This is a genomic window from Jannaschia sp. S6380 (assembly GCF_023015695.1).
GTDB lineage: Bacteria > Pseudomonadota > Alphaproteobacteria > Rhodobacterales > Rhodobacteraceae > Jannaschia.
The window spans coordinates 1,328,711-1,355,271 of sequence record NZ_JALKAS010000001.1 but is presented as its reverse complement, the minus strand read 5'-3'; the positions used below and the strand labels follow the sequence as shown (position 1 = coordinate 1,355,271).

The 26,561-nt window shown below is 65.1% G+C and carries 19 protein-coding genes, 1 pseudogene and 1 CRISPR repeat array; of the genes and pseudogenes, 17 read left to right on the top strand and 3 right to left on the bottom strand.

Annotation, left to right across the window (positions count from 1 at the left end; all coding sequences use genetic code 11):
* Positions 1-105 precede the first annotated feature (105 nt).
* Genes cas9 through cas2 form a run of 3 tightly spaced genes read left to right on the top strand, consistent with a single transcriptional unit; the run spans position 106 to position 4,601 of the window.
* Positions 106-3,303 carry a type II CRISPR RNA-guided endonuclease Cas9 gene (gene cas9, locus MWU52_RS06895; protein WP_246950594.1) on the top strand — a complete coding sequence of 1,066 codons (3,198 nt, stop codon included), beginning with the start codon at positions 106-108 and terminating at the stop codon, positions 3,301-3,303.
* 45 nt (positions 3,304-3,348) lie between these two features.
* Positions 3,349-4,260: a type II CRISPR-associated endonuclease Cas1 gene (gene cas1, locus MWU52_RS06890; protein WP_246950592.1), complete on the top strand. Its 912-nt coding sequence runs from the start codon at positions 3,349-3,351 to the stop codon at positions 4,258-4,260.
* Positions 4,257-4,601 carry a CRISPR-associated endonuclease Cas2 gene (gene cas2 / locus MWU52_RS06885; protein WP_281493918.1) on the top strand — a complete coding sequence of 115 codons (345 nt, stop codon included), beginning with the start codon at positions 4,257-4,259 and terminating at the stop codon, positions 4,599-4,601. The genes cas1 and cas2 overlap by 4 nt, the downstream gene beginning before the upstream one ends.
* Positions 4,602-4,674: 73 nt before the next feature.
* Positions 4,675-9,984: a CRISPR direct-repeat array (repeat unit 36 nt; unit sequence ATGATAGCCGTTCAGAATTCGAGGTCCAGCCGCAAC).
* Positions 9,985-10,045: 61 nt separating this feature from the next.
* Here the strand turns inward: cas2 and MWU52_RS06880 are convergent.
* A pseudogene (locus MWU52_RS06880) lies at positions 10,046-10,285 on the bottom strand (hypothetical protein); the annotation flags it as partial.
* A gap of 456 nt (positions 10,286-10,741) precedes the next feature.
* Positions 10,742-11,476 carry an AraC family transcriptional regulator gene (locus MWU52_RS18080; protein ID WP_246950589.1) on the bottom strand — a complete coding sequence of 245 codons (735 nt, stop codon included), beginning with the start codon at positions 11,474-11,476 and terminating at the stop codon, positions 10,742-10,744.
* A 740-nt stretch (positions 11,477-12,216) separates the two neighbouring features.
* Here MWU52_RS18080 and MWU52_RS06870 point away from each other — a divergent pair.
* Both MWU52_RS06870 and MWU52_RS06865 read left to right on the top strand, forming a co-directional pair.
* Positions 12,217-13,014 carry a gluconate 2-dehydrogenase subunit 3 family protein gene (locus tag MWU52_RS06870; RefSeq protein ID WP_281494043.1) on the top strand — a complete coding sequence of 266 codons (798 nt, stop codon included), beginning with the start codon at positions 12,217-12,219 and terminating at the stop codon, positions 13,012-13,014.
* Between the two features lie 182 nt (positions 13,015-13,196).
* Complete coding sequence (locus MWU52_RS06865) at positions 13,197-13,664, top strand: GMC family oxidoreductase (protein WP_246950585.1); 468 nt, start codon at positions 13,197-13,199, stop codon at positions 13,662-13,664.
* A gap of 7 nt (positions 13,665-13,671) precedes the next feature.
* On the opposite strand, the gene MWU52_RS06860 is transcribed toward MWU52_RS06865, so the two are convergent.
* Positions 13,672-14,022 carry a helix-turn-helix domain-containing protein gene (locus tag MWU52_RS06860; RefSeq protein WP_246950582.1) on the bottom strand — a complete coding sequence of 117 codons (351 nt, stop codon included), beginning with the start codon at positions 14,020-14,022 and terminating at the stop codon, positions 13,672-13,674.
* Positions 14,023-14,157: 135 nt separating this feature from the next.
* On the opposite strand from MWU52_RS06860, the gene MWU52_RS06855 reads away from it, so the two are divergent.
* The 12 genes from MWU52_RS06855 (at position 14,158) to MWU52_RS17965 (ending at position 26,354) form a co-directional block, all read left to right on the top strand.
* A complete protein-coding gene (locus MWU52_RS06855) occupies positions 14,158-15,648 on the top strand; it encodes an alginate export family protein (RefSeq protein WP_246950579.1) in 1,491 nt (496 codons plus the stop codon).
* Positions 15,649-15,668: 20 nt separating this feature from the next.
* Positions 15,669-16,367 carry an isochorismatase family protein gene (locus tag MWU52_RS06850; RefSeq protein ID WP_246950577.1) on the top strand — a complete coding sequence of 233 codons (699 nt, stop codon included), beginning with the start codon at positions 15,669-15,671 and terminating at the stop codon, positions 16,365-16,367.
* Positions 16,364-17,299: an alpha/beta hydrolase gene (locus tag MWU52_RS06845; RefSeq protein ID WP_246950576.1), complete on the top strand. Its 936-nt coding sequence runs from the start codon at positions 16,364-16,366 to the stop codon at positions 17,297-17,299. The genes MWU52_RS06850 and MWU52_RS06845 overlap by 4 nt, the downstream gene beginning before the upstream one ends.
* Positions 17,300-17,313: 14 nt before the next feature.
* Positions 17,314-18,240, top strand: coding sequence for a TIM barrel protein (locus MWU52_RS06840; RefSeq protein WP_246950575.1), 927 nt, complete (start codon positions 17,314-17,316; stop codon positions 18,238-18,240).
* 58 nt (positions 18,241-18,298) lie between these two features.
* A complete protein-coding gene (locus MWU52_RS06835; RefSeq protein WP_246950573.1) occupies positions 18,299-19,429 on the top strand; it encodes a PQQ-dependent sugar dehydrogenase in 1,131 nt (376 codons plus the stop codon).
* A 269-nt stretch (positions 19,430-19,698) separates the two neighbouring features.
* Positions 19,699-21,489, top strand: a complete 1,791-nt coding sequence (locus MWU52_RS06830) for an amidohydrolase (RefSeq protein ID WP_246950571.1) — start codon at positions 19,699-19,701, stop codon at positions 21,487-21,489.
* A gap of 18 nt (positions 21,490-21,507) precedes the next feature.
* Positions 21,508-22,041, top strand: a complete 534-nt coding sequence (locus MWU52_RS06825; RefSeq protein WP_246950570.1) for a nuclear transport factor 2 family protein — start codon at positions 21,508-21,510, stop codon at positions 22,039-22,041.
* A gap of 1 nt (position 22,042) precedes the next feature.
* On the top strand, positions 22,043-22,666 hold the full coding sequence (locus MWU52_RS06820; protein WP_246950568.1) for a glutathione S-transferase N-terminal domain-containing protein: 624 nt from the start codon (positions 22,043-22,045) through the stop codon (positions 22,664-22,666).
* Positions 22,667-22,687: 21 nt separating this feature from the next.
* The gene (locus MWU52_RS06815; RefSeq protein WP_246950566.1) at positions 22,688-23,392 is read left to right on the top strand and encodes a hypothetical protein; all 705 of its coding nucleotides are present in this window, start codon (positions 22,688-22,690) and stop codon (positions 23,390-23,392) included.
* Entirely contained in the window at positions 23,389-24,561 is a 1,173-nt protein-coding gene (locus MWU52_RS06810; RefSeq protein WP_246950564.1) for an MFS transporter, read from the top strand. The genes MWU52_RS06815 and MWU52_RS06810 overlap by 4 nt, the downstream gene beginning before the upstream one ends.
* A 17-nt stretch (positions 24,562-24,578) precedes the next feature.
* A complete protein-coding gene (locus tag MWU52_RS06805) occupies positions 24,579-26,021 on the top strand; it encodes a PQQ-binding-like beta-propeller repeat protein (RefSeq protein WP_246950561.1) in 1,443 nt (480 codons plus the stop codon).
* A 6-nt stretch (positions 26,022-26,027) separates the two neighbouring features.
* Positions 26,028-26,354, top strand: coding sequence for a PQQ-binding-like beta-propeller repeat protein (locus tag MWU52_RS17965; RefSeq protein ID WP_281494042.1), 327 nt, complete (start codon positions 26,028-26,030; stop codon positions 26,352-26,354).
* The last annotated feature ends 207 nt before the right edge of the window (positions 26,355-26,561 follow it).

Below are 26,561 nucleotides of genomic sequence, written 5' to 3'. Positions count from 1 at the left end.
ATGGACACCGGCGACCGCCACCCACTGTTCGGCTAGCCCCAGTAGGCTTGTATATCTGGGAGCGGATGATACAACCCCTAAAACGACTTAACAGAGGGTTCTACTATGCGACTCGGACTGGACATTGGCACCAACTCGATCGGCTGGTGGCTCTATGGGTCGGAGAACGGGCGAATCGCCCGGGTGCTCAACGGGGGTGTGCGGATCTTCTCGGACGGGCGCGATCCGAAGTCGAAAGCGTCGAAGGCGGTGGACCGGCGGGCGGCGCGGGCCATGCGGCGGCGGCGGGACAGGTATCTGCGGCGGCGCGCATCGCTGATGCGGAAGCTGGCCGAGGCGGGGCTGATGCCGCGCGACCCAGCGGAAGCGAAGGCGTTGGATGCGCTCGACCCCTATGCGCTGCGGGCCCAGGCATTGGATCAGGCGTTGCCGCTGCACCATCTGGGCCGAGCGCTGTTCCATCTGAACCAGCGGCGGGGATTCAAGTCGAACCGCAAGACCGATCGGGGGGACAACGAGAGCGGATTGATCAAGGACGCTTCGGCGCGGCTTGACTGGGCGATCCGGGAGGCGGGCGCGCGGACCTATGGCGAGTTCCTGCACGAGCGGCGCGAGAGGGCCGACGATCCGCGCCGGGTGCCCACGGTGCGCACCCGCCTGAGCGTCGCAGCGAGGGACGGGGCGGAGGAGGCGAGCGCAGGCTACGATTTCTACCCTGACCGGCGACACCTAGAGGACGAGTTCGACGCGATCTGGGAGGTGCAGGCCGCCTCCGCACCGGAGCGCCTGACGCCGGAGCTGCGCGATGCGCTGCGCGAGACGATCTTCTACCAGCGGTCTTTGAAGGCCCCGAAGGTTGGGCTGTGCTTCCTGACGGGCGAGAAGCGGATCGCCAAGGCGCACCCGCTGACGCAGCGTCGCGTCCTCTACGAGATAGTGAATGCATTGCGCGTCGTCGTGGACGGGGAGGCGGAACGGGGCCTGACGCGGGAGGAGCGGGACCGGGCGATCCACATGCTCGATAACCGCAAGGAGGTGAAGGGACCGGCCAAGGTGACGCTGAAGGCATTGGCCAAGGAGTTGAAGTTGCCCAAGGGCGCACGGTTCACGTTGGCGACGGCCACGCGCGACGCCATCGCCTGCGACCCGGTGCGCGCGGCGATGGGGCATTCGACGCGGTTGGGGGGGCTCTGGTCCGGGCTGGATGCGGAGGCGCAGTGGGACGTGGTGCAAAGGGTGCGCGCCGTCGAGACGGAGGCGCAGTTCGCGGCGCTGGTGGACTGGCTGATCGACCGGTTCGGCGTCGACCGGGAGCGGGCAGTCGCCACCGCGAACGCGCCGCTGCCGGAAGGCTATGCGCGGCTCGGGCTGAGGGCGACGAAGGATATCTTGGTTGCGCTGGAAGAGGACGTGATCACCTACGACAAGGCCGTCGCGGCCTGCGGGATGCACCATTCCGATGGGCGCACGGGGGAAGTATTGGAGCGTCTGCCATATTACGGCGAGGTACTGGACCGGCATGTCATTCCTGGTTCGGGTGATCCGGCGGACGATCCGGTGGAGCGCTATGGCCGGATCACCAATCCCACCGTGCATATCGGACTAGGTCAGTTGCGGCGGCTGGTGAACCGGATCATCGAGGTCCACGGCAAGCCGGATGAGATCGTCGTGGAACTGGCCCGCGACCTCAAGCTGTCCGAGAAGCAGAAGGACGAGGCCAACAAGCGCAGCAATGCGAACCGCGCCAATGCAGAGCGACGCAGCGCGCAGTTGCAGGAACTGGGCCAGGCGGATACCGGCGCCAACCGCTTGCTGTTGCGCCTGTGGGAGGATCTAGGCCCCGCCGTAGGGCCGCGGTGCTGCCCCTACACTGGGGAGACAATTTCGGTAGGGATGCTGTTCGACGGGTCCTGTGACATCGATCACATCTTGCCGTACTCGCGCACGCTGGACGACGGGTTCGCGAACAGGACCGTTTGCCTCCGGGAAGCGAACCGGGAGAAGCGGAACCGCACACCCTGGGAAACCTGGGGTGGGAGCGCCCGGTGGGACGCCATCGAGGGCAACCTGAAGAACCTGCCGGAGAACAAACGTTGGCGGTTCGCGCCCGATGCGATGGAGCGGTTCGAGGGTGAGCGCGATTTCCTCGACCGGGCGCTGGTGGACACTCAGTACCTGTCGCGGCTAGCGCGGACCTATCTGGAGACGCTGTATGACGGCGAAGATGGTCGGCGTCACGTCTGGGTGGTGCCCGGCCGCATGACAGAGATGCTGCGGCGGCACTGGGGTCTCAACTTCGATCTCGGCGTTTCGGAGGACGGCACGGGCAAGTCGAAGGACCGGACCGACCATCGCCACCATGCCATCGATGCCGCCGTTATCGCTGCCACCGACCGCAGCCTGTTGCAGACGATCCAGAAGGCGGCGGGTCGCGATGAGGGCGATGGTCAGGGCGCCGACCGGGTGGCCCGCGATACGCCCGACCCCTGGGACGGGTTTCGCGAGGACGTGCGCGCGCGTCTCGACCGGATCGTGGTAAGCCACCGCGTGGATCACGGGATCGGGCGCGATGCGCGTCCGCGCGGAGGCGGCGCGACCGTGGGCGCGCTGCACGAGGCGACCGCGCTCGGCATCGTGGACGAGAACTACGTCACGACGCGCATCCCGCTCCTGTCCCTCAAACCCAGTCATCTTGTGGAGGGAGGACGGGGCGATATGGTGCGCGATCCGTATCTGCGAACGCTTCTGGCCGCGGCAGTGGATGGGAAGACCGGAAAGGCATTCGAGCAGGCATTGATCGATTTCGCGGCGGTCAATGGTCCGTATCGCGGTATCCGAAGCGTTCGGATTTTGAAGACGTTGCAGGAAAGGGCGCGTGTGTCCGTGCCCAGTCTTTCTCCGATCAAGGCGTATCAGGGCGGCAGCAATCACCGCTTCGAGATTTGGCGTCTGCCCGACGGGAAAGTCGTCTCACAGGTCGTTACGGCCTGGGAAGTGCACAACCTGTCGGACGAGAAGAAGCCCCACCCGGCGGCCAAGCGCCTGCTTTCAGTGCATCGCGGGGACATGGTCAAGCTGCATCGCGACGGCGTGGATGTCACCGGCACCGTTCAGAAGTCCGATGTCGCGAATGGCCTTTTCATAGTCCCGCATAACGAGGCGAATGCCGATAACCGAACGAACGACAAGGATGATCCGTTTCGGTGGATCCAGATCAGCGCTCGACCAGCAATCCTGGCCGGCATCCGCCGCGTGCATGTCGATGAGATGGGCCGCGTCCGCGATCCCGGGCCGCCATGCTGACGCCCGAATCGCTGTGGATAACTTCCGCCGAAAGGGACCGGCGGCATGGACCAGATCATCGATATTGCGACCGACGGACGGCATTTGTCGCGCGACCGAGGGTTCCTGAAAGTCAGTGAATCCGGTACGGAGGTGGGCCGCGTTCCGCTCGATCAGGTCACGGCGGTCATCGTCCACGCTCACGGGACCACATGGACGTCGTCGCTCCTCGCCGAGCTGGCGGACCGGGGCGCGCCGGTGGTGATTTGCGCATTAGACCACGCACCGCGTTCGGTACTCATGCCGCTTGAGGGACACTATGCCCAGGGCGGACGCCTTCGGGCGCAATGGGACGCCAAGCGCCCGATGATGAAGCAGGCATGGAAGCTGATCGTCGCGGCCAAGGTCGAGATGCAGGCCGCCGCCCTCTCATCCGTCGGCGAAGCCCCTGCACCGCTGCGGATGATGGTCCGCCGGATCACCTCCGGAGATACCACAAACGTAGAGGCCCAGGCCGCGCGTCACTACTGGCCGCGCATGATGGGGACAGAGTTTCGCCGCGATGCCGGGGCAGGGGGCGTCAATGCGATGCTCAATTATGGCTACACGGTGCTGCGCTCTGCGACCGCCCGCGCAGTGGTGGCTGCCGGGCTGCATCCGTCCATCGGCCTGCATCATTCCAACCGGGGCAATGCGTTCGCGCTTGCCGACGATCTGATGGAGCCCTTCCGCCCGCTCGTCGATTGCGCCGTTCGCCGGCGAGCACGGGACCATGGGGTCGAGGTCGATACAGATACCAAGCGGGCGCTCGCGCGGTTGATTGCGGTCGATCTCCCCTTCAGCGATGGCGTCTCGCCGGTCTCGGTCGCACTGACGCGGCTCGCAACGTCGCTCGGACAGAGCTTCGAGGCGGGTCGGCTTGCACTCGCTTTGCCTTCGCCACCGGATGATCTCACCCTCGCCGGACTCGGCGGATGACGTCCGCCCCCGCGATCCTATCGGGATACCGTATCATGTGGATACTCGTCATGTTCGACCTGCCGACCGACACGAAGGTTCAGCGAAAGGAGGCGACGGCTTTCCGTAACTTTCTGCTCGACGAAGGGTTCGAGAGATCCCAATTCTCCGTCTATGCCCGCTTCGTGAACGGAAAGGAGGCCTTCGCGACCCGTGTCTCCCGTATCGAGCGGCATCTGCCCTCCGAGGGCGACGTCCAGATCCTCAACTTCACCGACCGTCAGTACCGTGATATCATCCACTTCTCCGACCAAGGACGCCGTGGCGCGCGCCAAAATCCAGAACAGTTGGTGATGTTTTGACCGATTCGTGCGCACTTTCCCGAGCTGGAGTCGGCGGAACACCGTTTCTTTTCAACGCGTTCCACCGTCCACAATGATAGCCGTTCAGAATTCGAGGTCCAGCCGCAACTGAGGGTCCTGCGACGCCAGCCGCGTCAGCATGATAGCCGTTCAGAATTCGAGGTCCAGCCGCAACCCGGATAGCGCGCGCCGCGAAGGCCACCTCATGATAGCCGTTCAGAATTCGAGGTCCAGCCGCAACCCGCCAGAACGAGCAGTGCTGACGCGGCTTATGATAGCCGTTCAGAATTCGAGGTCCAGCCGCAACCGCCGGCCTCGCCGACCGGATCGGCACCCATGATAGCCGTTCAGAATTCGAGGTCCAGCCGCAACGTCATGGGTTGCCCCTTCGTCTTGCAGGTCATGATAGCCGTTCAGAATTCGAGGTCCAGCCGCAACCATGCTCACGGATCAGGATGCTCTCGCGCATGATAGCCGTTCAGAATTCGAGGTCCAGCCGCAACTCATCGTCGGCCGCACCGCCACGGCCGGCAATGATAGCCGTTCAGAATTCGAGGTCCAGCCGCAACCGTGAAGAACATGCTGACGATCCGCGCGGAAATGATAGCCGTTCAGAATTCGAGGTCCAGCCGCAACGGATCATGTCCCCGGGCTCGATGTCGTAATATGATAGCCGTTCAGAATTCGAGGTCCAGCCGCAACCGCTTCCTGTGCGACGTGGCCGAATGGTGTATGATAGCCGTTCAGAATTCGAGGTCCAGCCGCAACGATGGTCGTCATCGCCCTGATCGTCGGGGTATGATAGCCGTTCAGAATTCGAGGTCCAGCCGCAACCGAAGAGGCGTTCTTGGCGAATGTCGTCATATGATAGCCGTTCAGAATTCGAGGTCCAGCCGCAACATGTTCCGGCCTGATGAACAGGCGGTCGATATGATAGCCGTTCAGAATTCGAGGTCCAGCCGCAACTCGGTAATCGTGCGGTCCCATTCGACTGGATGATAGCCGTTCAGAATTCGAGGTCCAGCCGCAACCCCCCGTCCGATGTCGACGTAGGCCATGGCATGATAGCCGTTCAGAATTCGAGGTCCAGCCGCAACCTCGGACGCGTCGTAGCGTCTCGCGCCCCCATGATAGCCGTTCAGAATTCGAGGTCCAGCCGCAACAACTCCCGGTCTTGGATGAATAACCTTATGATGATAGCCGTTCAGAATTCGAGGTCCAGCCGCAACTGGCGACCTGCATGGCAATATTAGCCACTATGATAGCCGTTCAGAATTCGAGGTCCAGCCGCAACTGTACGGCACGCAGGTGCTCAACGGCATGAATGATAGCCGTTCAGAATTCGAGGTCCAGCCGCAACCCGATTCCTAAGAGAGTCCTACAGGACTCTATGATAGCCGTTCAGAATTCGAGGTCCAGCCGCAACTTGCGCTCCGTCCCCAAGCCCAGCCAGATCATGATAGCCGTTCAGAATTCGAGGTCCAGCCGCAACAGGACGGCCAGAGGATGGCCTTCCGGCAGAATGATAGCCGTTCAGAATTCGAGGTCCAGCCGCAACGAAACGAAGGTTTCCGTGACGCCATCGACGATGATAGCCGTTCAGAATTCGAGGTCCAGCCGCAACTCGATGAGGTGCGCCCAATCAGTGCGACGCATGATAGCCGTTCAGAATTCGAGGTCCAGCCGCAACAAGGCGCGATCACGATGACGACGCAGCTTCATGATAGCCGTTCAGAATTCGAGGTCCAGCCGCAACTCTCGCTCCGCAGTAGCTTCTAGCCGGCTTATGATAGCCGTTCAGAATTCGAGGTCCAGCCGCAACGACAAGGACAACGTGGAAAAGGCCATCTTGATGATAGCCGTTCAGAATTCGAGGTCCAGCCGCAACAGATCGAAGGCCACCTGCCGCGCGTCGATGATGATAGCCGTTCAGAATTCGAGGTCCAGCCGCAACGCATGGCGAGCAGCATCGAGAGTTCCGGCAATGATAGCCGTTCAGAATTCGAGGTCCAGCCGCAACATCGGCTCGACCCATAGCGCCACGAACAACATGATAGCCGTTCAGAATTCGAGGTCCAGCCGCAACTGATGCCCCGTCATGTGGGCCGCGAAGGCGATGATAGCCGTTCAGAATTCGAGGTCCAGCCGCAACTCGGGTGCATCACGTGGCCGGTGGCGGGATATGATAGCCGTTCAGAATTCGAGGTCCAGCCGCAACGGGGAACGGGTCGGACAAAATCCCGGTAGATGATAGCCGTTCAGAATTCGAGGTCCAGCCGCAACCGCGCGACGGCGGCGGCGTGGCCGGCCAGTATGATAGCCGTTCAGAATTCGAGGTCCAGCCGCAACGATCAACGGCCCGGCCCGAACCCTTATCGAATGATAGCCGTTCAGAATTCGAGGTCCAGCCGCAACAGCAGAGCTTGCGATGATATATGGGGCGAGATGATAGCCGTTCAGAATTCGAGGTCCAGCCGCAACGAGTCCCGCCAGTTCGCCACCACCGTGATTATGATAGCCGTTCAGAATTCGAGGTCCAGCCGCAACGGTCGACGCCCGGTCTTCACACCTGTTTCATGATAGCCGTTCAGAATTCGAGGTCCAGCCGCAACTGAAGCGGGCGAACTGACGATCACCCCCTCATGATAGCCGTTCAGAATTCGAGGTCCAGCCGCAACCGGCCCGACCGCCAATAGCTGGCCGATGAAATGATAGCCGTTCAGAATTCGAGGTCCAGCCGCAACGTCAGCGGTGGCGTTCTCGGGCGGCGTCGGATGATAGCCGTTCAGAATTCGAGGTCCAGCCGCAACCAGGACGTGGCGAAAGAGCTCGCCGGCGCGATGATAGTCGTTCAGAATTCGAGGTCCAGCCGCAACGCGCTGAACGAAGGTCTTGGAATGCCCCTTATGATAGCCGTTCAGAATTCGAGGTCCAGCCGCAACGGCGCCTGGGTCGACGCCTCGTCCGGGCTGATGATAGCCGTTCAGAATTCGAGGTCCAGCCGCAACGGCGAAGGCGAACGAGGATCTTTCCGCCTTATGATAGCCGTTCAGAATTCGAGGTCCAGCCGCAACTAGCCCGAATATTCGACCTCGCCCCAAGCATGATAGCCGTTCAGAATTCGAGGTCCAGCCGCAACCGAAGAAGCCGAGGAAGCGGCTGTCTGGTCATGATAGCCGTTCAGAATTCGAGGTCCAGCCGCAACACCTATGACGGCGCGCTTCCCGCGACTGGCATGATAGCCGTTCAGAATTCGAGGTCCAGCCGCAACAATACTCTTTGTCGTTCGGGCGGTCCCCGTATGATAGCCGTTCAGAATTCGAGGTCCAGCCGCAACTCCGCGACGAGATAATCGAATCCGGCGATGATGATAGCCGTTCAGAATTCGAGGTCCAGCCGCAACTCCGCGACGAGATAATCGAATCCGGCGATGATGATAGCCGTTCAGAATTCGAGGTCCAGCCGCAACCGGTCCATCCCTTGGCCGCATCGTCGTAGCATGATAGCCGTTCAGAATTCGAGGTCCAGCCGCAACATTCTGTTTGACTGTTACATTCCCGAGGGCATGATAGCCGTTCAGAATTCGAGGTCCAGCCGCAACATGGAGGGCAATTATGAAAACTCGAAGCACATGATAGCCGTTCAGAATTCGAGGTCCAGCCGCAACACGACCTTCGTCGTGACTGTCAACGGCGACATGATAGCCGTTCAGAATTCGAGGTCCAGCCGCAACTTCCGCAACCGCCGGTACAAGCTGGACGATATGATAGCCGTTCAGAATTCGAGGTCCAGCCGCAACAAAACGGCGAAGCGAAACAACCGCAAAATATGATAGCCGTTCAGAATTCGAGGTCCAGTCGCAACGATTTCGCGTAGGCGGCGTAGGAAACGGCCATGATAGCCGTTCAGAATTCGAGGTCCAGCCGCAACAGACGATGGACCCGGACACGGGCCGCGTGATGATAGCCGTTCAGAATTCGAGGTCCAGCCGCAACGGCAAGGCGTTCGTCAAGTGCCCGCGCACCATGATAGCCGTTCAGAATTCGAGGTCCAGCCGCAACACCGACAAGCGCGCCCGCGAGGCGGCCGCGATGATAGCCGTTCAGAATTCGAGGTCCAGCCGCAACACGAGAGGCGCTGCGTAGGAATGAACACGCATGATAGCCGTTCAGAATTCGAGGTCCAGCCGCAACTGTCCACGCCACCGGGTAGGCCGCCTCCTCATGATAGCCGTTCAGAATTCGAGGTCCAGCCGCAACGGGCCAGCAGCCAGGACGTCGTCGCGCTTGATGATAGCCGTTCAGAATTCGAGGTCCAGCCGCAACGACCATCGAATTGATCGTCCCGTCGGAGAAATGATAGCCGTTCAGAATTCGAGGTCCAGCCGCAACGACCATCGAATTGATCGTCCCGTCGGAGAAATGATAGCCGTTCAGAATTCGAGGTCCAGCCGCAACCTCGCGATACCGGCCACTGTCGATCGTGAGATGATAGCCGTTCAGAATTCGAGGTCCAGCCGCAACTGGGCTATGCGGACAGTCAACAGGTCCGGCATGATAGCCGTTCAGAATTCGAGGTCCAGCCGCAACACATCGCTGGCGCGGCAGAGCGAGGGGCGCGATGATAGCCGTTCAGAATTCGAGGTCCAGCCGCAACACAGGGCGTCGCGGAAGGCGAACAGGATGGATGATAGCCGTTCAGAATTCGAGGTCCAGCCGCAACTGCAGGCCCTTGTGGGCCGCCCATGGCAATATGATAGCCGTTCAGAATTCGAGGTCCAGCCGCAACGAAACGGAGGCGTTCCACTTCCAGTCGGGAATGATAGCCGTTCAGAATTCGAGGTCCAGCCGCAACCAGGCTGTGTATCCGAACTGTCATCGATTCATGATAGCCGTTCAGAATTCGAGGTCCAGCCGCAACTCTCGCTCGCGTGGTAGCATCTCGCGCTCCATGATAGCCGTTCAGAATTCGAGGTCCAGCCGCAACACGGCACGTTGACCCCCTATGTTCGGGAAAATGATAGCCGTTCAGAATTCGAGGTCCAGCCGCAACTTGGCTACCCTTCTTCGCGATCCATGGGGGATGATAGCCGTTCAGAATTCGAGGTCCAGCCGCAACTCGCGCGAAATCCACGCGCGGTTGCGGTAGAATGATAGCCGTTCAGAATTCGAGGTCCAGCCGCAACAAGAGGCTCGCACGTGTGGGTGGGCCCATCATGATAGCCGTTCAGAATTCGAGGTCCAGCCGCAACTGCATATGCATCTGGGGCAGGTGGTGCACGATGATAGCCGTTCAGAATTCGAGGTCCAGCCGCAACGCAAAGGCCGGGGAGCGGTCCTTACAACAGATGATAGCCGTTCAGAATTCGAGGTCCAGCCGCCGCTTTGGGACCGGCCGAAGAATACGTTGATTGAAACATGCCGCCATTAACGGTTGGCGTAACATCAAGAGCGGTTGCGAAGTGTGAGAGGTAGTTGAGCCGGAATGCTGCTCCGCAGCAATAAGAAACTAAACCATCGTCCGCTTTGAGCCGTTCGCGTATACTCCAAGCTTCCTTCGATCTCCCTGGAAACCTCGACTAGCGACGCGTCGAGCTCTCGAGTGAGCGCGAGCATGACGGTGAGGGTGGGCTGTCGTTTTCGGGTTTCGAGCAGGGAGACATAGCTGGTCGAGAGGCCCGTGCGGTGTGCGAGTTCTTACTGGGACAGGGTTCGTTCCCGGCGCAGGCGTTGAAGCGTGCGCGCGAAGGCGTCGATGGCGGCGTCGTCCCTGCGATCCATTCGCGAGGGTATTCCGCGAGTTGTCGTGCAAGGCTGATGACCATAGTCACAAACGGCTATACTTCTGCAACCACGTGCGAGAGCGGCTTTGTCCAGAGGGGAGGCTCAAAGGCACATCGCGACCTTGCGATATGACTACAATCCTGCGAACGAGAACTGCGATACACGAAACAGCGGACGGGAGCATCGGCGCCGCGTTATCAGTGACTTGATCGGCGGCGTGGGGTGACCATCGAATCCTACCACCCCAGCCAATCTTCCTTTTAGCGCCTGATCCGGATCGGAAAATCGCCGTTCCAGCACCATCCCATTGCGATGCATGGATGGAAGGCCGGGGTTCCATCCGAGGCGATGCCCCCATCAGCCGTTGGTAGGCGAACGGCTCTCGACGTCGCGAGACCGCGTCTGTGGAACTGGTTCATCTCTCTGCGAAGGATCAGCGAACGGGATTCCTGAAAATTGCCGGGCTTCACGCGGCGTCCGACCATGCGCCTGCCGCCAGCAACGCGCCAGATGCGATGCGTCGGCGAAGCCGCACGCCTCGGCGATCTGCGCCAAGGTGTCGTCGGTCCGCGCCAGCCTTTCGCCCGCGCACTGCAGGCGACGGCGGCGGATGTAGGCCCATGGCGTCTCGCCGGTGGATGCCTTGAACGCGCGCGAGAAGGCCGAGGCGGACATGGCCGCCGCTCTGGCCAACTCGCCCATGGTCAGCGGCGCGGCGATGTGCGTCTCGGCATAGTCGACCGCGCGTGCGAGGCGGATGTCATCGAGTGCTGATGCGGCCGGAAGGCCATGACCGCAGGCGGCGATGAACTCGCCCATCATCGTCAGGAACGCGCCGTCGAGGTCGAGGGAAGCGGCCGGATCGTCGCGTGCCGCTGTGTCCCAGATGGCGTCCATGCAGGCGATTGCCTGCGGGAGGTTTCGATATCGTACAGTGACACCCGCAAGATTCTCGGAGTTCAAATCATGCTGCGCAAGGAGCTGTTTCAGGCCGGGCGCGTCGATAGATATCAACATCAGGGACACGTCGGGAATGCGAAACGCGCAGTCCGTCATGGCGGGATGGATGTCGAGGATCCGACCGATCGTCACGTGACGCTTCCATCCATCGCCGAAATTTTGTCTCAAAGGGGCTGAGCAGGTTCTTCGCTGTCACAAATCAGAATTGTGCCATAGCGGGATCGACGACTTCGATCGCTTTCTGATCGACCGTTATCATTTCTATGCCGAACGTCCCCCCTGCGCGATATTCCTGCCCGAAGTCGCGATTGGGCCATGGCGATAATGGTCCGCGTAGCTTTCGTGCATCTCGATATCCGCGCTCACCGTCGGCTTACGCATAATTGGTCCCAACGTGACGCCAGGTCGACGCGGTCGGGTGGAACGCCGGGATGTTTCCACGTATCCGCCCGGTTCGTTCAAGGCGCCGTCATTTCGCGCAGATCGTTCCATCACGACGACCGGGTCATCCTATGTGTCCAAGTCGTTCTGTGACGATGATCCGGTATGCCCGTTTGGAGCCGCCCCGTTCCCAATCTCCACGGATCGACCGGACGGTCTCTGCCGCACTGTATGGGCGTTGCCGTCCCGCCTCTCGGGGCATCCGCAATCACGGCGCGGGAGGTGGGTCGGATACGGCACGATGTCGTTCACCGCTTTCCCCGCCCGACACATCCACCATTTGCAAGAGGCCAGCGCATGCCCGTTACCCCCAGACAATCGACCTACGTCCAGCCGACGCGACGCGCCGTTCTGGCCGGAGCGGCCTCCGCCGCCGCCTTCGCCGCGCAGGCGCAGACCTCGTCCCTCTGCCCCATACGGCACCGGGCTAACTGTTCTCTACCGATATCGAGGTCGCGGCGGTCGAGGCGATGGTCGACCGCCTGATCCCGGCCACCGGGATGGGATCCGCCCCGCTGAGGGCCGGCGTGCCGACCTTCCTCGACCGGGCTTTGCGTGCCGCCCATGGCCGGGGCGAGGGCACCTACATGCAGGGACCCTTCGCGACGGGCACGTCGGAACAAGGATACCAGCTGCCGCTTGAGCCGCACGAGTTCTATCGCGTCGCGCTGCGCGATCTGGACGAATGGAGCGGTGCCGCACATGGTGCGCCCTTCGCCGCGATGTCGCCCGGAACCCAGGACGACGCGCTGCGCCTGATGCAGTCTGGCCAGATGGCATTGGCCTCGGTCCCCTCGGGGCTGTTCTTCGGCACGTTCTGGTTCGACGTGTGCGCGGGCTATTTCGCCGACCCCATCCATGGCGGGAACCGCGACATGGCCGCCTGGCGGATGATCGGCTTGCCCGGCGCCCGAACGGACCTGCGGCGGAATCTTCCACTGGACGAACGCGTCGATCTGGCCCCCGTCAGCCTGGTCCAGGCCATGGCCCGCGCGCGGAGGATCGCTGACATGGCCCGCAACCTTCCCCGCACCGACGCCGTCATCGTGGGTCTCGGCTGGACCGGCGCCATCGCCGCCGAGGAATTGACCGAGGCCGGCCTGTCCGTCGTCGCGCTGGAACGCGGCCCCGCCTACGGGCAGGAGGATTTCGCCACCCGTCGAATGCATGACGGCCTGACCTATTCGGTGCGCGGCGCCCTGGCGCAGCCGTTGGACCGGACGACCTGACCTTTCGCAACAATTTCGCCCACGCCTCCGCGCTGGTCGACGGCCGGCCCTTCGTCGGCGGCGGCTTCATTGGATCGTTCAACCTGGGCGCCGACCCGATCACCTGCCACCCGACCGCACCGGGCAGTCCGCCTTGGGGCTTCGGCTGGAAGGAGGCGGTCGTCGACGGCTACCGGAACCGCATGGGCTTGAACGTCCACGCCTCGGTCCAGAGCTACCGGGGCAACCACCTGGACCTCGACCCGACCTATACCGATGTCCATGGCCGCCCGCTTCTGCGGATGACCTTCGACTTCCACGACAACGAGGCCCGGAGGATGCGCGACCTCGTCGGTCGCGCCGAGGAGATCGCGCGCGCAATGGGGCCGCGGGACATCCGGGTGAACGGGCTGAAGGTGCCCTACGACATCACCGTCTACCAGACGACGCACAATGTGGGCGGTACGGCGACGGGGCGGGATCCGGCGACCAGCGTGGTCAACACCGCGCTGCAGCATTGGGACGCACACAACCTGTTCGTCCTCGGCCGGTCGGTCTTTCCGCAGAACGTCGGCGTGAACCCCACGCCGACAATCGCGGCGCTGGCCTATCACGGGCTGGGGCGGATGCGCGACGAGTACCTCGGCGATCCGCGACCGCTCGATGCATAGATGCCGTTCAGTCGCCCTCGCGCCAGCGATGCGCCCATTTTGCGATCTCGCGCAGGATGAGGCGCAGGTCGCGGCCCTTTTCCGTCAGGGCATATCCTTGGCCGTCGCCCCGAGGCTCGATGACACCGTGGGATCGCAGTTCCTTCAGCCGTTCAGACAGAAGGCGGTCGCTCAGCCCGGGGATCGCGTCCGCAATCTCCCGAAAGCGGGTCTTGCCGTGGAAAAGGGTCCGAATGATCGCGCCGGTCCAGCGCTTGCCGATCAGCTCTGATGCGGCGTGGAAGTTCGCACTGAACGCGCCGTCGCCCACCTGTTCGCGCCAGGCGGCCTTTTCGACGCTCTCGTCCGGCCCGGTCATAGGTCTCGCCCGGAACGTGAACGGCAAGGATCCGACCTGCCGCTTGACCTGCCAGATTCGACGCTAATTAAACGTAAGTCCTTGAGCCCCGTGGCGGGCATGCCTGACCCCATTGCCCATCGCGCAAAGAGAACCATGTCGAAGCCATCCGCTACCATCCTCGCCACATTGCCCTTCGCGCTGGCCGCCACAAGCCCCCTTGCGGCGGAGACGGCCTTGCGGCCCTACGCACCGGGCACGCCGCAATTCGGAACCGGCGGGACGTCGAATGCCCCGTCGACGGCGATCCTGCGCCAGGACGAGGACTGGTCGGACCTTCGCATGACCCCCGAGACCGAGCGGGACGCCGTAGACCGCCTGCGCCATGTTCCCCTGTCGGCGGATGGCCGGATCTTCGCGTCTTTCGGCTTCGACGGTCGGTTCGGGGCGGAGTGGTACGACGATGCCTCTTTTGGGGACGATCCCGGCGACGACGGCGACTGGCACCTGCGGGCCAACATCCAAGTCGGTCTGACCTTCGGTCAGCGTGCCCGTCTCTACGGTGCCCTGAAGTTCGGCGAGGTGCGCGGCAATCGCGCGCCCGTTCCGGCGGCCGAAGACGATGGTCCCGATGTCCACCAAGCTTTCGCGGAACTGTCCTTCGGAGACGTCGCCGGCGGCCGCCCGCAGGATGCATTCGTGCGGATCGGCCGCCAGGAATTGCACTACGGATCGGGCCGGCTGATCTCGATCCGCAACGGCCCGAACGTGCGCAACGACTTCGACGGCATCCTGGTGCGCGGGCGCATGGGCGACGTGATCGCCGACGCCTTCGCCTTCCGGCCGGTCGAGGACGATCCCGGCCCCTGGAACAACGGCACCGACGACGGGAAATCGCTCTGGGGCGTCTACGCCACGATGCCCTTCGCGGCCCTGCCGCAGGGCAATCTCGACCTGTTCTATATCGGCTTCGACCGGGCGGTCTCGCCCTACGCCTTCCAGCCCGTTCCGGTGGACGAGACGCGCCACACGCTCGGGGCGCGTCTCTGGAGTGGTGGTCCCCCCGGCCAAGGCTGGGGCTGGGATGTCGAGGGCGGCGTTCAGTGGGGCGACGCGCGCGGCCTCGCGGGTGGTGGGGGCGACATACGGGCGGGCTATCTCGCCGGGTCGGGCTCCTATGGCTGGGCCGACGCGGCCTGGTCTCCGGTCGTTTCGATGCGCTTCGGACTCAGTTCCGGCGACGACGATCCGGCGGACGACCGGCTGGGCACGTTCCGCGCTCCTTTCCCGCCCGGACGCTATTTCGGCGAGTCGAACCCGCTCGGCCCCGGGAACCTGGGGGGCGTCGGGCCGGCCATCGCAATGTCGCCCACCGACAAGCTGACGCTAACCGCCCGCTACGAGGCGTTCTGGCGGCTCAGCGATACCGACGGCATCTACGCGCCGCCCCAGATCCCGCTGCGCGGCACGGCCGGTGACGACCGCTTCGTCGGGCACGAGATCGGCCTGATCGCGGACTACGCCATCGACGATGTCCTCTCGCTGAACGCGACCGCCGCCTATTTCGATACCGGCGCGTTCCTCGGGGCAAACGGGCCCGCCGAGGACATCGCCTTCGTCCAGATCAAGCTCAACGCCTCCTTCTGACCCGGACCGGAGCCCTTCCCATGCGACTTCCCCTCATCCTGGCCGCCACCATCCTCGCCGGACCCGCAGCCGCCCAAGACATGCCGGCCGCGCTGGAGCGGCTGGACCCGGAGGACGCGATCCTCGTCCTCGTTGACTTCACTTCGGGCTTCTATCCGATCGTCGATACGATCGAAGTGGACGAGATGCTCAACAACGCGGTCGGAACCGCCAAGCTGGCGCGGACGTTCGACATCCCGATCATGGTGCTGGGCGACGAGGGCGGCTTCTACGGCGAAATGCATCCGGCCATCCGCAGCTTCGCAGGCGGGGGGCAGCCCTTCACGCGCACCACACCCTCGGACTGGGCGTCGGGCGGGTTCCAGGACGCGGTCGAGGCGACCGGCCGGCAGACCGTCCTGATCGGCGGGATCACCACCGACAACTGCACGCTCCTGACCTCGCTCGACCTGCTGCGAGACGGCTACGACGTCCGCGTGATCACCGACATCTCGGGGTCTGACAGCGCGAGCGCCGAACAGGCCGCGTTGATGCGCCTGCGCGACGCGGGCGCGATGACGACCTCGTGGATCACGATCGGATCCGAGTTGATCGAAGACTGGCAGACGCCCGAGGGCGAGGCGGTCACGATGATCTACGGCAAACATATGAACGGTCCGTCCACCTCGACGGCGGGCGGAACGATGAACGACGCTTCGATCGGAGAGCAGAACCGATGACCCGTACGTTCGGTTTGACCACACTCGGCGTCATACTCGTTGCGTCGCAATCTCTCGCGCAGGCGGTCATGGAGCCGCCCGAGGGTTTCGCGCGCGTCGACCTTGCGGGCAATGACGAGACACTGACCTGCATGGTCGGCGGCGATGGCTCGACGATGCTGCTGCTACACGGTTGGCCGCAGACGGCCGCCGAATGGAAACCGGTGCTGCCGGCGCTGTCCGCCGCGTTCACCGTGTACGCCTGCGACCTGCCCGGCGTGCGGGAGAGTACGAACGCCGACGGCGACTACACCAAGTCCGGGATCGCCGACGACATCCACGCGGCGATCGCGGGGGCAGACATCGGTCCGGTTCACTTGGTCGGCCACGACATCGGACTGATGGTCGCCTACGCCTACGCCAGCGCCTTTCCGGACGAGGTGGCGACCCTGACGCTCATGGATGCGCCATTGCCCGGCTCGGACGTCTTTGACGGCATCGCGGCGAACCCGTCGGCATGGCATTTCTCGTTCCATATGGTCGAGGAAGTGCCCGAGGCCATCGTCGGCAACTCCACCGAGTTCTACATTCGCCATTTCATGACCGAACTCTGGGCCGGCCCCGCCGGGCCCCCGGAAGACGTTGTGGCCGCCGCGGTCGACGCCTACGAGGATCCAGACACCCTGCACGCCGGCTTCGAATGGTATCGTGCCTTCCCGCAGGATGCCGAGGACAACGCGATCAAGTTCGCCACTCCACTGCCGATGCCGGTCCTTGCCCTCAATGCCGGCGCGATCTCTCCGGAACCCTTCGTGCTCGAGATGATGCGGCCCCTCGCCAGCGACTTGCGCGGCGGCGCCATCGAGGGTTCGGGGCACTGGCTGACCGAGGAGGCGCCCGACGCGGTGTCCTCGCGTATCCTCGATTTCCTCAGCGAAGTGGGCGCGCGTTGATCGATCGTCGCCGTATGATCGCCGGGACGGGCGCCGCGCTGGCGACCGTGCCGAACCGTGGCCTGCGCGCCCAGACCGGAGAGATTGCGATGACCGACCGACCCCGCCTCGTCATGTGGGGCGCGGCCCTCATGGCGCACCCTCTCGCCGTACGTCTCGAAGCGGTCGCCGAAAGCGGCTTCACCCATACGACCGTCTTCCCGGCCGACATGAAGAAGTGGCGGCGCGACGGCCTCTCCGATGCCGAGATCACCCGGACCATCGAAGCCTCCGGTGTCGGCATCGCGACCATCGATCCCTACACCTGCTGGGTGCCCGGATGGTCGATGGAAGGCCTCGACGAGTTCACGCGCGAGTTCGTCGAAGTGTCCGAAGACGACGTCTTCCGCATGGCCGAAGCGCTGGGCACGGATCAGATCAACCTGGTCGAATCCGCAGGAGCCGAATACGAGCGCTCCGCCTATTCCGATACGATGGGGGCGTTCGCCGAACGCGCGAAAGCGCATGGTCTCCGGCCGACCTTCGAGTTCATGCCGACCTCGAAGATCACCGACCTCGCCACCGGATGGGACCTGATCCAGGCGAGCGGAAGCGATGTCGGGCTGACCTTCGATACCTGGCATTTCTGGCGCTCGGACCCGGATCACGACCTCCTCCGGACAATCCCGATGGATCGCATCCTGGAAGTGCAGATCGCCGATGGTGGGACGCAGGTGGTCGAGGACCTGCAGACCGATCTTCTCTACCACCGCCGCGTGCCTGGCGAAGGGGACTTCGATCTTGTCCGCACCGTCGATGTCCTTCGCGGAAAGGGAGGGATCCGCTCGATCGGACCCGAGACCTTCAGTCAGGAGATGAACGAGGCCCGCCCGGACGAGGCCGTTCGCCGAAATGCCGCAGGTCTCGCCGGACTGATGCCCGAGCTGGACGATCTGACATGACCGGTCCCCCGAAACCGCGAACGAACCTCTCACGGAAAGGTCCGGAAGGAGCCGCATCATGATCCGATCCACGACCGTCCTACCGGTTTTCGCCATCGCTCTCGCTGGCAGCGCCGCCTTCGCCGAGAACCATGCGCCGATCGAGGAATCCACCGCGGCCGAAGCGGCGGAGACGGGCACCCCTCCGCTAGGCAACGACCCTTCGGGTGTCACCATCGAGGAGGACCAGCGCGTCGACGCCGTGTTCCGGTTCAAGATGCGCGACATGCCCGCGCCCCATAGCGGTCCAGCCGTGCGCAATTCGCCCGTGGCGCTGCCCGCCGAGGGGCGATCGCTGCACCTGTCGGACGGTTTCTTGGCCACGCTGTTCGCGTCGGGGCTGGAGCACCCGCGCCAGACCGATGTGCTGCCAAACGGCGACGTGATGGTCGCCCGGCAGGCGCCCGGCCATCCGACGCTGCTGCGCGACGGCGATGGCGTGGCCGAAGGGAACCAGCGCCATGCGGCCCAGTTCAACCTGCCCTATGGCCTCAACGATCGTGAATTGCCCGACGGCGCGCAGCAGATCCTGGTTGCCGATCAGGACGGGATCTGGATCGTCGGCTACGAGACCGGACTCGTCCGCCCGCCCTTCGCCCAGCCCCGCCCTGCCAGCGACGTCCCCGAGGCCGAGCGCGACCCGGGCGAGTTCATGGATGGCCAGACCATGCCGACCGAGGCGGGTGTCTTCGGCATCGTGCAGGGTCACGTGAATCGCGGCATCGCGATCACGGCGAACGGACGCCTCCATGTTGGCGTCGGCACCTCGGGCAATATCGGCGTCGGACCCCTGCCGAAGGCCTCGAGCCAGAGCTTCGACGCGGATGGGACCGACCAGGCCACGACGGTCCGCGGAATGCGCAACCCCTCGGGCCTCGCCGTCAACCGGGACACGAACCACCTCTGGGCCATCGTGCAGGAATGCGACGGTGTCGGCAACGACCCGGTACCGGACTACGTCACCCATGTGGCCAAGGGCGGCTCCTACGGCTTTCCCGACAGCTATATCGGCCCGAACCCGCAGGCGGGCTTCGCCGAGCTGGGCCCCGATCCGGTGAACGAGGCCATCGTGCCCGACCTGATGTTCCAGCCGCATTCGGCCGCCATGGATGCCGCATTCCAAGACGGCGACATGGTCCCGCACCGTTAACACGGCGGCGCCTTCGTCGCGCTGAAGGGGTCGTGGAACCGCACGCAACCGACCGGCTACAAGGTCGTCTTCGCCCCCTTCGCGGACGGCAGGCCCACCGGGACCTCCGAGAACTTCCTGAACGGGTTCTGGGTCTCGGGCGACGACAAGGCCGAGGTGCGGGGCCGCCCGGCGGATAAGGCGGTGGCCCCCGACGGTGCCCTCTTCGTCATGGACGATACCGGCGGAACGATCTGGCGCGCCACCTGCCACGCCCCCGAGGCCGCGGAATGAGGCCCCATCGCAGGGCTTTTCTCGGCGGGGCTGCCGCGCTGGCGGTGTCGCCCTGGCTGTCGGCCAAGGCACAGACTCCGGGCGCCACGATCCTGTCGGGCGGGCGCATCACGACACTGAATCCGACCCGCCCGGAGGCCGAGGCGATCGCGATCCGTGGCGGGCTGGTCCTTGCCACCGGCGACCGCGCCGAGATGCGGGAGGCGCTGCCCGGCGCCCGCGAGATCGACCTGGGCGGCCGGCGCGTGATCCCCGGCCTCAATGACAGCCACCTGCATGCCACGCGCGGCGCCCGCTTCTACGCGCTGGAATTGCGGTGGGACGGGGTGCCGACCCTCGCCCGCGGGCTGGAGATGGTGGCCGAGCAGGCCGCGCGCACGCCGACGGGGCAGTGGGTCCGCGTCATGGGCGGCTGGTCGCGGCACCAGTTCGAGGAACGTCGCCTGCCCATGCCGGCCGAGCTGACCGAAGCGGCCCCCGACGTGCCGGTCTTCGTGCTTTACCTCTACTCGCGCGCCTTTCTGAACGCGGCCGGTGCGCGCGCGGCGGGCCTGACGCCCCAGGGGGCCCGCGAGAGCGAAGGAACGCCGGGCCGCTACGAGATCACCGAAGACGGCGGCGCGATCCTCTATGCCGAGCCGTCGAGCGGCGAGATGAACCGCATCATCGCCGAGTTGCCCGGCCTGGACGCGGCGGCGGAGCTGTCTTCGGCCCGCCACTTCTACCGCGAGCTGGCCCGCTTCGGCCTGACCTCGGTCGGGGACCTCGCGGGCGGCGGACATGTCTATCCCGATGGCTATGCGGCCACCCTGACCATGGCCGAGGCGGGTGAGATGGCAATGCGGATTTCGAATTTCCTGCCGCCCCAGGAGGCGGATCGGGAGTTGGAGATCCTGCAGGGCTATCCCGAACGCTATGCCTTGAACGTCGACCTCGCCGACCGGCTGCGACACGCCTTCACCCTCGAGGGGGCAGGCGAGGCGATCGACCTGTCCTTCTACGACTTCGAGAACTTCATGGCCCCGCGCCCCGATTTGCCGCCGCGCGGCGAGGCCGATGCCGAGTTGCAGGCCATCGTGCGCCACCTCCTGCGGGAGCGGTGGCCGATCCGCATCCATGCGACCTATGACGAGACGATCCGGAGGATGATGGACGTCTTCGAGGCTGCCCATGCAGCAGAGCGAGATGCCGGTCGCGCGGGTTTTCACGGCATCCGCTGGGCGGTTGAGCATGCCGAGACGATCCGCCCCGCGACCATCGCCCGTATCGCGGTGCAGGATCGGATGGCGTTCGCGGGCGAGATCTTCGCCGACCGCTACGGCATGGAGGCCGCGGCCGAGGCGCCGCCGCTGGCCGACATCGTCGCGGCGGGCGTGCCGCTGGGTCTGGGCACCGACGGCACGCGGGCCGCGTCGTACCATCCCTGGACGGCCTTCGACTGGGCGGTGACCGGCCGAACGGTGGGCGGCACCGTCCTCCTGGCGCCGCGTCATCGCCGGACGCGGCTTGAGGCGCTGTCGCTCTATACCGTGGGCTCGGCCTGGTTCTCGGGCGACGAGGCCCGCAAGGGCCGCCTCGCGCCCGGCCAGTATGCCGACCTCGCCGTGCTGGATCGTGACGTGCTGACCATCCCGACAGATGAGATGGTCGCCACGCTCAGCCTGCTCACCCTCGTCGGCGGGCAGGCGACCCACGCCGACGGCCCCTATGCCGACCTTCTTCCCGCATTGCCCCAGATCCTGCCCGACTGGTCCCCCGTTCGGCGGTTCGGCGGCCACCAATCCTGACCCCGACGGAGAGCTTCCATGACACATATAATCAAAGCCTTGGCGACCCTCGCAGCCCTTGCCATGCCGCATGTGGCCGCCGCGCAGGACGGCTTGCGCCTGTCCATCGACGCCGTCGGCGCCGATGCGCAGACCGCCGCCGATCATATCGCCATCGTCGAGCTGTCGAACCAGTTCGAGAACGCCTTCGACGAGGGCGACCTCGACGCGCACATGGCCACCTGGGCCGACGAGATTTCGTTCACCTCTCCCTTCGGAAACTACGACGACCGCGACGGCTACCGCGACTGGGTCTCGGGCTTCATGGGGCAGATGGCCGGTATGGGTGGCACCCGGCACCTCATCACCAACGCGGTGATCGCGGTCGACGGGGATACGGCGCGGCAGACCTGCTACCTCGTGATCGTGGGGCGGACCATGAACGAGGGCGGGCCCGCGATGATGGCCACCGTCCGCTTCGAGGATGAGCTTGTCCGCACCGAGGGCGGCTGGCGCTTTTCCTCCCGCGAGCTGATCCTTGATCAGGATCCGGCCATGTTCGGGGGGCAGTAGGATGCAGATCTATTACATGCCCGGCTCTTGCGCGCTGTCCTGCCATATCGCGCTGGAATGGGCCGGGGCCGATTACGAAACCGTCCGGCTGACGATGGGGGAGGTCCACGGCGACGATTTTCTTGCAGTCAATCCCAAGGGTAAGGTGCCGGCGCTAGCGACGTCCGAGGGCACCCTGACCGAGGCGGCGGCGATCCTTCTTCATATCGGACAGGAATATCCCGACGCGAACCTACTGCCGCCAGCTGGCCTGCCGCGGGGCCTTCTGGCCGAGGCGCTGTCCGAACTGACGGGCGAGTTCCACCCGGCCTTCGCGCCGCTCCACGTTCCGGGCCGCTTCGTCTCGGACGAAGGATGCCACGATGCGGTGCGCGATGCCGCCGAAACCCGCGTCCGGGATCATTACTCACGCTGGGACGAACGGATGCGCGGCCGCGACCACGTGCTGGAAGGCGGTCGAAGCGTCGCGGACGCCTATCTCTACGTGATGTGCCGCTGGACCGGGCAGATCGATGCCGATCTCGACGGCTGGCCGGCGCTTCGGGCCTTCGCCGCGAAACTGGAGAAGGACGAGGGGGTTCGGACCGCCTTGACCGATGAGGGGCTTGATCCCGTCACCGACTGACATCCTTGGGAGGACACGCCGATGCGCTTCTACGATCCCGACCCGCAGCCGGTCCTGGGACCGGTCACGATGCTTCCGCAGAAGGGTTCCGTCTCGGGCGGATCGAAACGTCCGCTGAACTCCTACGCGATCCGGCACGGCGAGGGGACGATCCTGTTCGACGCGCCGGTCTCCTGGGTGACGGGCGCGGTGCGCGCCATCCAGACCCGGGCCCCCGTGGTCGCGCATGTCCTGTCCCATCGCGACCTGGCGGAATCGGGGGATGCGTTCGGCGACTTGGGCGACATGACCGGCGCGCCGTTCCTGATGCACCCCGCCGATCAGGCGCAGGACGCGCCGTCAAAGCTGGACGTCGGACTGGAGGACCCGCGTGCTCACCGAGCACTCGACGGGGCAGAGGTGATCGAGATGCCGGGCCATTCGCCCGGCTCGATCCTGCTGCACCTGCCCGAAGCGCATATCCTGATGGCCGGCGACAGCGCGGTCGGCCCCGGTCCGGACCACGGGCCGGACGATCCGCGCTTGCAACGCCCGATCATGTCGGACGACGCCCGCGCGGTGTTCTGCGACGCGATGGAACGGCTCTTCGACCGGCTGCCCCGGCTGGATGCGATCCTGCCGCTCCACGGACGATGGTGCCTGCGCCGCGACCTGGGTGACGAACGCTTCGACGCGGCGGTTCGCAACATCTGGGAGGGCGAACCCATGGACCCGTGCGGGAAATGAGCATCGGCCCGGACACACCGGACATGCGGCTCTGGACGCTGTTGCCGGCGGGGACGATGACCATCATGGCGGGGGCGACGATCTCGCCATCCCTGCCGGCGGTCGAGCGGGAGATCGCCGCCGGGCCGAACGGCCCCCTGCTCGCGCGCCTCGTTCTCACGACGCCCGCGCTCTTCACCGCACCGACGGCGGCGCTCGCCGGCGCGGCGGTCGACCGGTTCGGACGGCGGAAGCTGCTGCTCGTGGCGATCGCGCTCTATCTGGTGGCGGGTCCGGCCGGCTGGTTGGTCTCGTCGATCTGGGCGCTGCTGGCGTCGCGCGCACTGCTCGGCGTGGCCGTGGGCATCGTCATGACCGCATCGATAACGCTGATCACCGACTACTACGACGGCGCCCGGCGTGACGAGGTCCTGGGCCGGCAGGCCGCGTTCTCCGGGCTGGGCGGCATCGTGTTCCTGTTGGCCGGTGGGCTGCTCGCGGACGTCTCCTGGCGCGGGCCGTTCGCGATCTACGCGCTGGTCCTTCCGATCCTGATCCTCGCATGGCTGCATCTGCCGGAGCCGGAACGACGCGCCCCGCAGGCGGACGATCCGAACCCCGTTCCATTGGCCCGGGGGCGGGTCGCCGGCCTGGCGGGCCTGGCCTTCGCCTCGATGGTCATCTTCTACCTCGTGCCGGTGCAGATCCCGTTCCATCTGGCCGAGATGGGGACCTCCTCCGGGACGCTGTCGGGGGTCGCCGTCGCCGCGACCAAGGCGACCGGCGCGGCCGCCTCCGCGATCTATGGTCGGGTCGCCCGGCGGCTTCCGCGCCGCATCGTGTTCGCGGCGACGTTCGGACTGATGGCGGCGGGCTACGGCATCGTCGCGATCGCGCCGACCCCATTGACCGTCGTCGCGGGGCTGGCGCTGTTCGGCTGCGGCTTCGGCCTGCTGCTGCCGGGCCTCAACGCGTTGGCCGGCGACGTCGCCACCGAGGCCACGCGAGGCCGGGTCGTGGGCGTCATGACGACCTGCCTGTTCATGGGCCAGTTCGCCTCGCCGCTCGCGACGCAGACGCTGATCGCGTCGTTCGGCAGCAATGCGGCGTTCGCCGTGGGGGCCGGACTCCTCCTGGCGCTTGCGGCGGGCTTTGCGGCGCGCGGGCCCTTGGCCCACGCAGTACCCTAAAACGAAAGGACCTGACCATGTTTCCATCGACCACCCCCCGTCTTGTCATCGCGATGATCGCCTCCGCTGCGCCCGCGATGGCTCAGGATGTCGCGCCGGGCGACTGGCCTTCCTACAACCGCGCGCTCCTGTCGGACCGCTATAGCCCGCTGGACCAGATCACCGGCGAGAACGTCGGCACGCTGCGCCAGATTTGTTCCTATGACACCGGATTGACGACCTCGTTCCAGACCGGGCCCATCGTCGCCTCCGGCACGATGTTCTTCACGACCGAGTTCGACACCTTCGCCATCGACGCGGCCACCTGCGAGGAACGCTGGCGCACCACGCTGGACTATCAGCGCGCGGGACCCCTGCGGGTGAACCGCGGTGCGGCGCTTCTCGACGGTCGGCTGTTCCGGGGGCTGCAGGACGGGCGGCTGATCGCGCTCGACGCCGCGACCGGCGCGTTGCTCTGGGAGGTCCAGATCGGGATCACCGACAAGGGCGAGACAATTCCCGCCGCCCCCGTCGCCTGGGACGGCAAGGTCTTTGTCGGCAACGCGGGCGGCGACAATTATGGGGTCAAGGGGCGGGTCTATGCGTTCGATGCCACGTCGGGAGACCCCGTCTGGGAGACGTTCCTCGTTCCCAAGGAGCAGAACGTGGGCACGCTGACGTTGGTCGACGCGCCGATCAGCAACGACGCCACCGACGGCTATGCGACGACGGGTGATCCGACCACCTGGAACGTGGACGTGGACGAGCCGATCACCGGCGGGGCCTCCTGGACGTCCTACACGCTCGACCCGGCGGCGAATGGCGGGCGCGGCCTGCTCTACGTGCCGACGGCCAACCCGGCGCCGGACTTCATCTCGTCCCTGCGCGAGGGGGCGAACCTGATGACGAACTCGATCACCGTGCTCGACGCACAGGATGGCAGCTACGTGCGCCATCACCTGATGGTCCCCGAGGATTTCCACGATTGGGACGCTTCGGCGGCGCCCGCCGTCGTGACCACGGCCGACGGGACGCGGACGGTGCTGGCGGGCGCGAAGGACGGCAACCTCCACGCCTTCGAGGATGTGTCCATCGGCGACATCGGCGGACAGGACGACGTCGGCGGAACCGGCGCCACCGGCGAGGCCGCGCCCGGCGGCGGACAGCCCGCCAGCGCCGTGCCGCCCAACAAGCGTTTCACCCGCGCGGTGACGACGATGCTGAACGTCGACGCGCCGCTCGGGCCGAACGGCACCTATTTCTGCCCCGGCACCACCGCCGGCGTGATGTGGAACGGACCGGCCTACCACGCGGACACCAATCTGGCCTATGTCGGCTCCGTCGACCGCTGCACGACCGTGACCATCGCCGATCCGGAGAACGCGGTCTCGCTGTCGCTGGGGCAGGCCTGGTCGGGCGTATCCGAGGAGATGGCTGAGGACCATGCCTTCGGCGAAAGCGACCCGGCCGAAGAGTCGTAGGGCTGGCTGAACGCCATTGATGCCGATACCGGCGAGGTCGCCTGGGTCTGGCATGCGCCCACGCCGCTGATCGCGGGCGTCACGCCGACGGCGGGCGGGATCGTCCTGACCGGCGACCTGAATGGGACGCTCCACGCCTTCGACGCGGTGAACGGGGCACAATTGGCCACTTATGCCGTCGGAGGCCCCATCGGCGGCGGCGTGATCACCTATACCGACGACGGAAGTGGAGGGGGCCGTCAACTCATCGCCGTGGCGTCTGGCATGAACTCCCCGATCTGGCCATGGAAGGGCGGCCCGGCGCGGATCACCGTCTTGGGGCTGCCGGACTGACGACCTCTCCGGGCGAAAGGCCGCGCAAGGCGCCGTAACATTTGACAGCCAGGGGTGGACTGCCTCACTGGGTCTCCCCCGGGTTGTCGATCGCGCGATGACGACGAACACAAGGTTCCAGCCTCCACATCCGCCGCCCATCGCGCGAACGTGCCGACCAGACGACGTTCGCCGAGACGGACTGCCAAGCCCAGCGTGCCGTCGGCA